The organism is Paenibacillus sp. FSL W7-1287, assembly GCF_038004245.1.
GTDB lineage: Bacteria > Bacillota > Bacilli > Paenibacillales > Paenibacillaceae > Pristimantibacillus > Pristimantibacillus camelliae.
Genome location: NZ_JBBORD010000001.1, coordinates 4018803 through 4031557 on the forward strand (window position 1 = coordinate 4018803; position 12755 = coordinate 4031557).

Consider the following 12755-nt stretch of genomic DNA (forward strand, 5'->3'; position numbering starts at 1 on the left):
TGCTCTCCGCTCGCTTTCGTTCCTCTTCCGTTTACTTTAGTACTTCTCCTTGATCCCCATGCTGCTTGATCAGCTCTTTAATTTGGTCAAAGGTAGGCATCGCATCAGAGCAGCTATGGCTCGCTACGACGATGGATGCTGCAGCTGCCCCCCATTGCTGACAGGTCGAGATAGACTCTCCATTCATTAATCCATATATAAATGCGCCCGCGTACGAATCTCCCGCACCGAACGTTTTTACGACGTTAGCAGGATAGATGCGTCCCGTATATTGCTCGCCCTGTGACGTATAGACGACCGAGCCATCCCCGCCGTGCTTAATAACGACAAGTGCTGCGCCTTTATCCAGCCAACGACGGGCAATTTGCTCGTCGGACGCTTCACGACCAAGCATGAGCTCCATAAGCATAAATTCGTCACGACCACCGAAGATCACATCGCTTTTTTCAGCAATTAAACTCGCGTAGATCCCCGCTTCTTCCTTCGAGCTCCATGTATAACCGCGGTAATCAATATCAAACATCACGACAACGCCGCTCTGCTTTGCAAGCTCGACAGCTTTAAGCGCAGCCTCGCGAGAAGGGCTTTTCGCTAGCGCTGTTCCCGAGATAAGCAGTGCCTTCGCTGATGAGATATACGCCTCGTTAATATCACCTGGCTCCAGCTTAAGATCGGCAACGTTATCGCGATACATAAGGATGCTGCAATCGGTTGGCGATTTGATTTCTGTAAAGGCGAGCCCCGTTACGGAGCCAGAGCGGTCAACGATTACATTTGACGTATCGATAGCATGCTGCTCGAGATAGCGCTTAATAAATCTTCCATGCTGATCATCCGAAATTCGACCGATAAAGCCAGACTTTAAGCCGAGCTTTGCAGCAGCGATTGTAATATTCGCAGGAGAACCGCCAACGTATTTTGTAAAGGTAACGGTATCCTCCATTGGACGATGTATTTCGTTCGCATTCAAATCAATGCATAGCCGTCCTAGAGCAATAAAATCAAGTGGTTTCGAAGCATTAAACTGAAGCATCTATTGATCCTCCTCTCGTTTTTTTGCTTGCCACGATTCAAAGATCCATTCATGGTCCTTATCGTTATAGAACTTCCACGTCCGCACAGGTCCAGCCATGACATTTAAGTAATAGCTCTCATAGCCGGGAGGAGCCCCGACCGGATGGTAGCCCTTCGGAACGAGCACTACATCGTTGTTCTGCACGACAATCGTCTCATCAAGTGAGCGGTCATCGGTATATACACGTTGGATGGCAAAGCCGTGCTCAGGGGATAGCTTGTGATAGTAGGTCTCTTCCAGCAAAGATTGGTTAGGAAGATCAAGCTCATCATGGCGATGCGGCGGGTAGCTCGACCAATGCCCATCTGGTGTAAAAACCTCGACTACGAGCAAGCTGTCTGCTTCCTTAGATTCTGGCAATATATTGTGAATCAGTCGCTCGGTATTGCCTTGCCCACGCAGCTCAACTCCGACGTCCTCTGGTGTAATCAATCGAGCTTCATAGCTGCGACGACCGGGCGCTTTGCAAAAAGCAAGCTCGGCCTCTGTTTCAGCAATGACCTCTATGTGATCTTGAGCAGGTACATATACCGTGTAGGGTGGAATCTTCTCGAATACGCTCATACGCTTGCCAATGCTGCTCCAAGCTGCATCATTCGTTTTTACGGAAACGATCCCTGACAGTACAACAACAGCAACCTCATTGCTCTCAGTAAGCTGCTCCAGCTTCTGAGCTGCACGCAGCTTAATAACCTCAAAGCCCACGTACTTCCAGCCTGCCGATTCAGGCGTAACCTGAACGCTTAGACCCGTCTCTTCGTTGAGCTGAGATGGAACTCTTAACTTACTCATTCTGATAAACCTCCTTTGCTTGCAGATAAATGAATAATTCAAGATTCGACGTCGACTATGCTACAGCGCGAAGCTTCGTCATCAAAGTCGGAATATTGAACTACCTCTAAATTTCGTTCATGTGGATGACTTTTCCCTGAAGCAACGACAACCTCGCCGCATAAGCGATTCGCTCCGCCTCATAGCCGTCAACGACGGTGACAGGAGATGGAGCTCCGTTCATTATGCTTTGTATAAATTGCTCAACCTCGACCTCGTAGGATTCAATGTATCGATCAAGGAAAAAATATTTCGGATGATCCGTTTCTATTGATTGCTCCGTACTAATTTTCACCGTTGTGGGCACATCGTTCTCTACACTGATGCTTCCCTTTTCCCCTAACACCTCGACACGCTGATCGTAGCCGTAGGCTGCTTTGCGGCTATTGTCGATAACACCAAGCGCACCATTGGCAAAGCGCAGTGTAATAATGGCTGTATCAATATCACCAAGCTCTCCAATGCTCGGATCTACGAGCACTGCACCTTCAGCAAATACCGTCTCTACCTCACTGCCGCTTATATAACGTGCCATATCAAAATCATGAATGCTCATATCCATAAACATACCGCCAGATGCCTCAATATAGCTCGCAGGGGGAGGTGCTGGATCGCGTGAAGTAATTTTAATGATGTGCGGCTGTCCAATTTTGTTATTATCCATGAGCTGTCTTACTTTATAGAAATTATGATCAAAGCGACGATTGAAGCCTACCTGAAAGATGATGCCAGACTGCTGTACAAGCTCTAGCAGCTGCTTCGTATCTTGATAGTGAAAGCTGATTGGCTTCTCGCAAAAAATATGCTTGTTATGTGCAACGGCTGCCTTAATAATGTCGATATGTGTATTCGTTGGCGAGCATATAAAAATCGCTTTAACTCGCTCGTCCTGAATGAGCTCCATATAATTGTCCGTAACGATCGATAGGTTAAACGGTTCGCTCCACTTTAAAAGCTCCTCTGTAACCTGCACATCCGACACACCAATTAATTCAATGTTACTGTGCTTTTTCATATGCTCGGCATGCAGCCTTCCAATTCTTCCTACGCCAACAATTCCAATTCCAATCTTCGTTGTCATACAACGACCTCACTTTGCCTCAGTGTCAATTGCTTTGATTGTTAACGGGGTATCTTCTATGCTGTCGTTAGTCCGATTGCTTTCAAATACGTCAGCGCTTGACGAGCGTATATAACCGGATCGGCTATCCCGGGGTCCTGCTCTGCTTCAATAATGATCCAGCCTTCATAGCCACGATCAAGCAATTGCTGAATGATAGGAGCAAAATCGATGCAGCCGTCACCCGGTACGGTGAATACACCATTCTGTACACCTGTTCTAAAGCGCAAGCCTGACTGGATTAGCTCCGTCAGCTGGGCTTGGCGAATATCCTTCAGATGGATATAAGCAATCCGATCGTAATAACGGTTAAGCAGCTCGAGCGGATCGTAGCCGCCGTAATAGGCATGCCCAGTGTCGTACAACAGATGAACAAGCTCGGGATTGGTCGATGACATAAGTCGATCAATCTGCTCTGGCTTTTCGATAACCGTTTCCCCGTGGTAGTGATAGATGAGCTTCATTCCCTTATCCTTGCAATATTGTCCAGCCTGATGCAGCCCATCGATAAGTGAAGCCCACTGCTCCTCGGACAACTCCTCAATGCTAACCTTGTTTTGCGTTAAGTCCTCGAATGTGTTGCCGCTCTCACAGGTTACGACATGCTTGCAGCCCATCTCCGCTAAAAAATCAACACGCTGCTTATACTTCTCAAGCTCATCGTCTTTTCTCGCTGGGTCGCTAAAATGTACCGAATTCCATTGCGAGCTCATTACCATGTTGTACTGTGAAAGCAGCGCCTTAAGCGAGGCCGCATCTCTCGGAAATTTGCGACAAAACTCCGTACCAGCAAAGCCTAACTGACTCATGTCTGACAGCACCTGCTCCGCGGTATAATGATCGCCTAACGATAAAATATCTTCATTGACCCAGTTAATTGCTGATATTCCCAATGATATCGTCATATGAACCTCCCATTACAATGGTTTAATGTGCTCCTGTGCTCCTTGCTAAGACTAGATGTGCTCTCAAAGTTGCTTGATGCGCTTCACATTGTCGGTATAGCTTTTATATGCGGATTGGACGGACGGCTGTGTGGACACCTCTGCAACGCCAACCTGCCACCACGATTGATAGCCTGATGTATTCGTGCCTGGCAATACTGGTATCGAAATAAGTGTTGTCTTCGTATGCTGCTTCGCCAGAGCTAATGCTTCTCTCAGCTCTTCCTTCGTCGTTGCCGTGTAGGCATGCGCTCCCATGCTTCTTGCGTGTGCTGCAAAGTCTATGGCTAGATACGCTCCATCAAGCTGACCATTATCTGCTCTTGCTCTAAATTCATTACCGAAGCTACCGCTCCCCTGCTCTCTCTGCAAGTTATGAATGCATTGATAACCGTGATTATCGAGCAGTAGAATTGTAATTTTCTTCTGTTCCTGCAAGCTGGTCAGCAGCTCAGAATGCAGCATTAAGTAGCTCCCATCCCCTACGAGTGCATAAACCTCCTGATCTGGCTGAGCAAGCTTCACACCGAAGGCACCGCTAACCTCATAGCCCATACAGGAAAAGCCATACTCCATGTGGTACGTTTTAGGCAATGTCGTTCTCCACATTCGGTGCAGATCACCAGGCATGCTACCCGCTGCACACACTACAATCGCATCTTCGTCAATAAAACGATTAATCTCGCCCAGCACACTCGTCTGCACAAGTCCCGCTTCCGATTCAACATCGTATAATCGATTAACCTCTGCATCCCAAGCCTGCTTTAAATGCTGCAGCCTCTCTGGTGCATGAGAGGAACGATAGGAAATCGCTTTCAATTCGGTTAGCAGCTGATCTAGAGCAAGCTTTGCATCCGCGATAATTCGATCACCGCTTGTTTTGTACGCATCGAGACTTGATACATTTACATTTAGAAATTTAACATTGGGATTCTTGAAGGCTGTTTTAGATGCTGTAGAAAAATCAGACAATCTTGTTCCGACTGCAATGATGAGATCTGCTTCTGCTGCGAGGAGGTTAGCTGGCTCCGTCCCTGTTACTCCAACACCGCCAAAGGACATTGGATGTAGCCAAGAGATTGCGCTTTTGCCAGCCTGTGTCTCAGTGACTGGAATGTGACATTGCTCAGCTAGCTGTTGTAGTTCGGCAAGTGCACCCGAGTAATGAACGCCGCCGCCAGCAATAATGAGCGGATGCTTTGCTTCTGCTATAAGCTCTACTGCATCCTTGATCGCTGCTGGTGATGGCATTTGCCTCTCAATGCGGTGAACTCGCTTTTCGAAGAATGAAGCAGGGTAATCATAGGCTTCACATTGCACATCCTGAGGGAGACTAAGTGTGACAGCACCCGTTTCTGCTGGATCAACAAGCACGCGCATTGCATGCAGAGCGGATGGTATGAGCTGCTCAGGTCTGCTGATTCGATCCCAAAACTTACTCACCGGTTTAAAGGCATCATTCGCGGATATCGTATAATCCATCGGGTATTCAATCTGCTGAAGTACAGGGTCAGGCAGACGACTAGCAAATATATCGCCAGGTAGCAGGAGGAGCGGAATCCGATTCACCGTAGCAACACCTGCTGCGGTAACCATATTTAATGCCCCGGGACCAATAGACGACGTGCAAGCGTAGGTTGCCAATCGGTTCTTCTGCTTGGCGAAGGCAATCGCTGCATGAGCCATGCCTTGCTCGTTCTTCCCCTGAATAAATGGTAGTCCTTCACGATTCTGCTCAAGCGCTTGACCAATTCCTGTTACGTTTCCATGCCCAAAAATACCGATAATGCCCTGAAAAAACTTGTGTTCGACTCCGTCAAGCTCAACATATTGCTGATCTAAAAACTGGATTAATGCCTGTGCCATCGTCAATCGTACCGTTTCCAATCGTAGCACCTCACATTCTTATTTAAGGGTAAAGTGGTTAAAGGGCAAACAAGGTTAAGCGCTTACCTTTTAATGCGAATTATACTCGTATTGTAATAAATGTCAATATCAATCTAAACAAAATCTTCGCTAAGAACTTTGACCATTATATAGCCACCAACATGAATTCCAACGAAGGATTATAAGGCTAAGCTTCAATGTCCAATCGAGTAGGAGGGGGCGGCTAGCCCCCGTCCTCTCACACCACCGTGCATACCGTTCGGTACACGGCGGTTCATGTCATATTCCGCAAAAGACTGTATCTGTCCGTTAAACTTCTCAGTCCAAGAGATGACCAATATTGGTTGTTCATTGACCGATGAAGAATCGGACTACATGCAATTCGCCAGTGTTTCTTCCTCGAATTTCCCCATTCATGTGCCTTTTGTTTCGAAACGCCTAACGACAGCAGTTTTCTGACCTTTGTCTTCGGCTGCTTCCATTCTTTCCATATACACATTCGAAGCCTTCTTCTTATCCATTCGTCCAACGCTTGGAACACACTTTTCGTATCGGCTAATGCATAATAACCGCACCAGCCTGTGAGATATTGATTAAGTTCCTTTATTCGTAGTTCGATCGGGATTGGCTTACTCCGAGAGGTGATCGATTTAATCTTTGTTTTCACTCGATCTAGTGATAGCTTTGCGATCTTTATTCGCGGATTTTTCTTCTCCCAGCTGAACGTGAAACCTAGAAATTTACGCCTCCATGGACGGTCAACCGCGCTTTTCTCTCGGTTAACTTTCAACTTCAGTTTTCCTTCGATGAATGCAGTAATGGAGCTCATCACTCGTTGTCCTGCCTTCCACGTTTTCACATAGATGTTGCAGTCGTCGGCATATCTCACGAAACGAAGGTTCCTCTTTTCCAGTTCCTTATCTAACTCGTCTAGGACGATGTTCGATAATAGCGGACTAAGTGGACCTCCTTGCGGAGCCCCTTCCGTTGTCGCTTGAACGAGACCTCCTTCCATTACTCCCGCTTGCAGATAGCCGCGAATAAGTTTCAGCACCATTTTGTCTGTCACTCGTTCCGCTAGTTTTGCCATTAAGCGGTCGTGATGGATTCGGTCGAAGAATTTCTCCATGTCAATGTCTACCACAATGCGGTATCCCTCTTCCATGTAGCTTCGTGCTTTCCTTACCGCATCATGCCCTCGCCGTTGTGGGCGAAATCCATAACTTTGCTCGGAAAACGTTGGGTCAAATACAGGCGTTAATACTTGGATGATTGCTTGTTGAATGAGGCGATCTGTCACCGTAGGTATGCCTAAGAGCCGAGTTCCACCGTTCGGTTTCGGGATTTCGACCCGACGGACTGGACTCGGTTCATACGCTCCTTTCTTTATGCTTTCACGAATGGTTTGCCAATGTTGTACGAGGTGTCTGCGTAAATCTTTTACCGACATGCCATCTACGCCGTGGCTTCCTTTATTCGCTTCGACCCTCGCTAGCGCCGATAGCATATTTTCTCGTGACAGTATTTCTTCGATCATCCTTAGATACAACTCCCTTGCGTGAATGATTCTTTCTCTTTGTGCCGCTGATGAGCTCTGCCCTTCCGAGTACCCTCGCGTATTCACCGCTACTTTCCTCAGATAAGTCCTTTCGGATTGTCTGCTTTCATCGCCCATCCTCGAACGCCAAGATTCTTCATTCCTATTCCATGTTCGGTCCTTCCGCTAGCTGTTGCAACAGCCTGCGTACTATGACCTCTGCTGACTTCTGTACGTTCAGCTCGCCCTCGTGGGCAAGGTTACGAAGTTCACTTCGCATTCCGCACAGATCTCCCCAGGTAAGAACGCTATCTTCCTCTCCATCTATCTGCTTCATTTACTCTCGTACGCCTTCGGCAGTATGGACTTCAGTTTGTGCGGCAACTTCATCCAACGTACGCTAGCCTTGTATGAAGTTCGTGTCCCTCAGACCGGAGATTTGCCGCTGGCTTCCTTCAGATTCCACCTCGCGATGGACACCCTTGCCTTAAGCTATGGCTACTACTGCCTTCACCATTCGGGACTTGAACCCTAGAGATAGCGCCCATGCTGGGCACACAGCAAAAAAGGCCTCGCATCTGTTATGCGAAGCCTTTCTAATTTTTTCTCATGAAAACACATCCACTTGTCTGAATGTATGAGTGAAGTGCCATTTCATAATTATTATAATTATAGATCATGTAAAATTCCGTTATTTACATTTTTAGAGGCAACAACCTATTCTGAAATCTCACAAGTCGATTGCCTTACGACTAAATCCGGCATAAGCACGACACGCTGTCTAAGCGATTCCTTGCTTTGGATTTGCTCGACTAGCAGTGCCACAGCTCGCTCTCCAATCTCCTTGATCGGCTGCGCGACAGTCGTTAGCTGCGGGTCAACAATGGTTGCTAATATCGTATTGTCATAGCCTACGATAGAGATGTCTTCAGGCACGCGCAGTCCACTTTCTCTTACCGCTTGTATCGCACCGATCGCCAATATATCATTGCAGGCAAATACTGCTGTTGGTCGCTGTTCAAGCATAAGCAGCTGCTTCATTGCTGCTTTGCCGCTATCAAGAGTATAGCCACCTTCAATTACATAGCTCTCTGGAATAGCAATATCGGCCTCCTTCGCAGCATCGCTAGCCCCACGAAGCCTTTCCTTGCTTCCTAGCTCCGTTAAGTTTTCAACGATAACGGCTATACGCTGATGTCCTTGCTCCAGCAAATGCTGACCTGCCTGCATCCCGCCATAATAATCATCCACCATGACAGATGTGACGGGTACGGCGAAGAACTCACGAGCAATCATCACGAGCGGCACCTTTTCATTTAATATCTTCTTTACAATCACATTTTCCTTATCACGGGAAACCATAATAATGCCATCGACGCGCTTTTTCATAAAGAGCTGATAATACTCCTCTTCCTTGCTTGCATCATTATCGGTGCTGCACATAAACACATTGAAGCCATGCTTCCTTCCCTGATCCTCTATCGCTCTGGCGATCTCAGCAAAGTACGGATTGGCTAGATCCGGTAAGGTGAGACCAATCGTAAAGGTGCTTTTACCTGATAATGCTGATGCAACTGCACTTGGCTGATAATCAAGCTCCTCCATGATGCTCCAAACTTTTTTTCTTGTTTTATCGCTAATTCTTCCTGTGTTGTTTATGACCTTTGAAACCGTGGCTATGGACACGCCTGCTTTCTCCGCCACATCATAGATCGTTATCTTCATTCCGTTACTCCCCACAATCTAAAAGATAAATAGAATGCATCAGTAAAATTTAATTATTTCTATCACGAACAGGTAGCTCTCTTACTCTTATATTACCCCATCCTAGTAAAATATTGAAATTATGTATTGCATAACTTCAGGTTAACTTTTACAATAGAAGGGAAAACGCTTACCCTTCACTATATAGTACCATGTTTTTGTGCCTGTAACTAGAGAGGAAAGGTGCGTGACCGCATTGGAATTTGATGTGAAAGAAAGTGCTTATTATAGCTTTGGTTCAGAGGACAGCCGCGTCGTTGAGGTTGTCGCTAATCGTTATATTGGGGCTAACCCACCTCTTCCCTTTATCCATCGCGCTTTCTCCACTTCGGGTATTATGCAAAACAGTGAGGGCTTGTACCTTCTAGATTTTACGGAACGATATGCAGCAAGTCCGAACGGCTCATATGTTTATGCGATGGCGCTAGTGTGGAGTGATGAGGAGCGCTCGATTGATGCCGTAATGGAGCCGCTTGGCCCGATTACACTATATCTAAACGAACAGAGGCTGTATCGCTCTACTGTCATCGAAGAGTTAAAGCCAAATGGAAGCGCTTCGATTCCACTGCTCTTCCGAAAGGGCTGGAACAGCCTCTTAATCGAAGCTCGAAAAACAGTTGCGGGCTTTGGCTGCCGCTTCGGTGCTGAGGAAGGAAAGGTCCGTATCCTTCAGGTGCTGTCCCCCTTCTCTAACCGCTTTGGCCAGGCTGGTTGGCTCTATTCCGAGCCTTGCTCACAGTCCATCTACGGTGAAGCTCAGCAGTATTTCCCAGCTTACACGGAGCATGAAAAGCAAACGGAGCTCACTTGGCATCCACGCTGTGAATGGTCAGAGCAGGAGCTGCTTCAGCATCATATGGAGCGACTATTCGGGTATCAGCCCAATGCATCAGCCATTGCCAGAACAATGTTAGATGTCCCTAGCAACAGCACTGCTATAACGATGAGCCTTCACACAGATGGGGCGACAACGATATGGATTGAGGATCAGCTGGTATTCAGCTCGACTACAGCTGGCTCGTATACGGAGCAGCTGCAGCTTGCATCGAGCAAGCAGCTACAGCATGTTCAGGTATGGACAGCTAGTGGTGAGCAGCATTGGGGCTTTGAGCTTACCTTTCATATGAACGGCAAAGAGCTAATCTATACGCCTCCAATGCTTATTCATGGATATAGTGGAGCATGGATCTATGCTGGACCGTTAGCTGCCGACGCTATGTCAGCTCCAAGCAATGAATCATTCAATCCCAGTGCACTCATACAAGGGATGAACGGTAAACTGCTTTATTGGCAGCTCGATGCACCTAACTATGTTGTTCGACCTTTCTATGAGAACGCCATGCTAAGCAATAAATGGACCGTTGGTACGATGAGCAATTATGCTCGATGGGATTATCCGCTTGGCGTAACGATGTACGGTCTGCTGCGCAGCGGTAAGCTGCTTGGACGCGAGGATATGGTGCAATACGCATTGCAGCATATTTCTACCTGTACAGACTGGTATGAGTATTCGCTTTGGGACTATGAGCAATATGGCTTCCCTTCGATTAACCATCAGCTTGTCCTAATCAAAATGCTCGATAACTGCGGTTCATTCGGTTCAGCTATGCTTGAAGCTTACAGTATTACAGGAGACGCAGGCTATGCACGTATCGCAGATGTAATTGCTGATTTTATACTTCATAAGCTCGAAAGACGAGCAGATGGTGCGTTTTATCGCTTATGCGAGGGTGAATACTCAGCTGACACGATGTGGGCCGACGACTTATATATGAGCACCCCTTTTCTCATTCGTTATGCCGCGTTATTTAATAAACAAGCTGCATTAGATGAGGCTGCCAAGCAATTTATACTATATAAATCTTATCTGTTCATGGAAGATCAGCGATTGATGAGCCATGTATATGACTTCAAATATAACCGTGCGACTCGAGTACCTTGGGGACGTGGCAACGGCTGGGTGCTGTTCTCACTATCTGAGCTGCTAGAAAGGCTCCCTACAGAGCATGCGTTATACGATGAGCTTCTATCATTCTATCGAGAGTTTGTACAAGGAATTGTCTCCTATCAAAGTGACAGCGGCCTATGGCATCAGGTCGTTAATGAGCCTACTAGCTACAAGGAGGCTTCCTGTACGGCGATGTTCGTATATGGCATTGCAAGAGGTCTTCGCTTTGGCTGGTTAGATGATGCTGTAGACTATAAAACGGTCGTATCGCACGGCTGGAATGCATTAACGAACTATGCGATTACCCGGCAAGGGCATGTGCATGGCGTGTGCAGCGGCTCAAGATATTCCTTCGCACCTGATTACTACATGTATGATCTCCGAACCGTAGTGAATGACAATCACGGGATTGGCATTATGATGCTAGCCGGCGTCGAGGTCGAGCTGCTGCGTGCTTGATCATTTAAAAAGGAGGGTGATTGCATGTGTTGTATACGGATGAGCTCATTGTAGCTTGGCTGGGTGAGTTTGAGTGGCTGTTTCGAATATTAGTCAGCTGTATACTTGGCTTTATCATTGGTCTAAACCGCACACATAAGCAAAAACCAGCTGGCGTTAAAACATACATGTATGTAGCTGCCGCCTCTACTTTAATTACAATCGTGTCGATTCAGAGCGTAACGCTTTATGCTGGATTACGTCAGCAAACGATGATGGATCCGATGCGTCTCGCCGCTCAGATCGTGACGGGTCTTGGCTTTATCGGTGCTGGTGTCATCCTTAAGGACGGTGTGAAAATTAGCGGTCTTACCTCAGCTGCCATGATTTTTTTTGCTGGCGGAGCAGGGATTGGAATCGGTGCAGGGTTCTATACAATCGTCATATTTGCCTTGCTTGTCACAACGTTGTTCTTAAAGCTTGGCGAATGGGTTGAAGGTCGTGAGCAGCAGCTCGAATATAAGCGCATGTACCATGATGCTATACCTAAGCAGCACAATGGTTAAGCATCGTTAGCTTTCACAATACGATGTAGATGGAGGATGAAAGGATGAAAAAGCAACTTATTATTTTTCTAGATAGTGGCGATACCATTATTGATGAGAGCACGGAGATACGCGATGAGAACGAGGTCGTGCTTACAGCGGATGTTATTCCTGGTGCCGACAAGATGGTTCAGGAGCTGCATGCTCGCGGGTTTACGTTAGCAATCGTAGCAGATGGATTGGCACAATCGTTCAAAAACATATTAACGCAAAACGGCGTATACGATTGCTTCACAACGTTAACCTACTCTGAGCAGGTTAGAATATACAAGCCTAGTTCACGTATGTTTAAGGCTGCAATGGGATCACTTGACCTAGAGCCAGAGGATGTACAGCGAATTATTATGGTTGGGAACAATCTAAGTCGTGACGTTAAAGGCGCCAATCAGCTTGGTATTACGAGTGTACATCTTAGCTGGACGCCGCGATATCCAAAAACGCCTGCCGACGAGCTTGAGGCTCCTGACTACACAATTGAAACTCCTATGGAGCTCGTTGAGCTAGCTGAACGCTTAAATGAACGACTGGAGCAGGGTCTGCCGATCAAGCCAGAGATAAAGACAGATATTGGTGCGAACATAATACCTCAATGAAATTGCAATTTAG

The 12755-nt window shown here is 46.9% G+C and carries 11 protein-coding genes; 3 read left to right on the top strand and 8 right to left on the bottom strand.

Going from position 1 to position 12755, the window contains the following annotated elements; translation table 11 throughout:
• Nucleotides 1-31: 31 nt before the first annotated feature.
• From iolC to NSQ99_RS18135, 8 genes are all read right to left on the bottom strand, one after another.
• The gene (gene iolC / locus NSQ99_RS18100; protein ID WP_340838291.1) at nt 32-1033 is read right to left on the bottom strand and encodes a 5-dehydro-2-deoxygluconokinase; all 1002 of its coding nucleotides are present in this window, start codon (nt 1031-1033) and stop codon (nt 32-34) included.
• Nucleotides 1034-1867 (bottom strand): 5-deoxy-glucuronate isomerase, encoded by an 834-nt coding sequence (iolB, locus tag NSQ99_RS18105; RefSeq protein WP_340838293.1) that lies wholly within the window; start codon nt 1865-1867, stop codon nt 1034-1036.
• A 106-nt stretch (nt 1868-1973) separates the two neighbouring features.
• On the bottom strand, nt 1974-2987 hold the full coding sequence (gene iolG / locus NSQ99_RS18110) for an inositol 2-dehydrogenase (RefSeq protein ID WP_340838295.1): 1014 nt from the start codon (nt 2985-2987) through the stop codon (nt 1974-1976).
• A gap of 56 nt (nt 2988-3043) precedes the next feature.
• Nucleotides 3044-3931: a myo-inosose-2 dehydratase gene (gene iolE, locus NSQ99_RS18115; RefSeq protein WP_340838298.1), complete on the bottom strand. Its 888-nt coding sequence runs from the start codon at nt 3929-3931 to the stop codon at nt 3044-3046.
• Nucleotides 3932-3994: 63 nt separating this feature from the next.
• Nucleotides 3995-5857 carry a 3D-(3,5/4)-trihydroxycyclohexane-1,2-dione acylhydrolase (decyclizing) gene (gene iolD / locus NSQ99_RS18120; protein WP_340838300.1) on the bottom strand — a complete coding sequence of 621 codons (1863 nt, stop codon included), beginning with the start codon at nt 5855-5857 and terminating at the stop codon, nt 3995-3997.
• A 274-nt stretch (nt 5858-6131) separates the two neighbouring features.
• The gene (gene ltrA, locus NSQ99_RS18125) at nt 6132-7394 is read right to left on the bottom strand and encodes a group II intron reverse transcriptase/maturase (protein ID WP_340838301.1); all 1263 of its coding nucleotides are present in this window, start codon (nt 7392-7394) and stop codon (nt 6132-6134) included.
• A 163-nt stretch (nt 7395-7557) separates the two neighbouring features.
• Nucleotides 7558-7731, bottom strand: coding sequence for a hypothetical protein (locus NSQ99_RS18130; RefSeq protein WP_251671621.1), 174 nt, complete (start codon nt 7729-7731; stop codon nt 7558-7560).
• Nucleotides 7732-8111: 380 nt separating this feature from the next.
• Nucleotides 8112-9119, bottom strand: a complete 1008-nt coding sequence (locus NSQ99_RS18135) for a LacI family DNA-binding transcriptional regulator (protein ID WP_340838303.1) — start codon at nt 9117-9119, stop codon at nt 8112-8114.
• Between the two features lie 226 nt (nt 9120-9345).
• On the opposite strand from NSQ99_RS18135, the gene NSQ99_RS18140 reads away from it, so the two are divergent.
• The 3 genes from NSQ99_RS18140 to NSQ99_RS18150 are packed head-to-tail and all read left to right on the top strand — an operon-like array spanning nt 9346 to nt 12742.
• Nucleotides 9346-11565, top strand: a complete 2220-nt coding sequence (locus NSQ99_RS18140; RefSeq protein WP_340838304.1) for a glycoside hydrolase family 88/105 protein — start codon at nt 9346-9348, stop codon at nt 11563-11565.
• Between the two features lie 26 nt (nt 11566-11591).
• A complete protein-coding gene (locus NSQ99_RS18145) occupies nt 11592-12110 on the top strand; it encodes an MgtC/SapB family protein (RefSeq protein WP_340838307.1) in 519 nt (172 codons plus the stop codon).
• Between the two features lie 44 nt (nt 12111-12154).
• The gene (locus tag NSQ99_RS18150; protein WP_340838309.1) at nt 12155-12742 is read left to right on the top strand and encodes an HAD family hydrolase; all 588 of its coding nucleotides are present in this window, start codon (nt 12155-12157) and stop codon (nt 12740-12742) included.
• Nucleotides 12743-12755 lie beyond the last annotated feature (13 nt).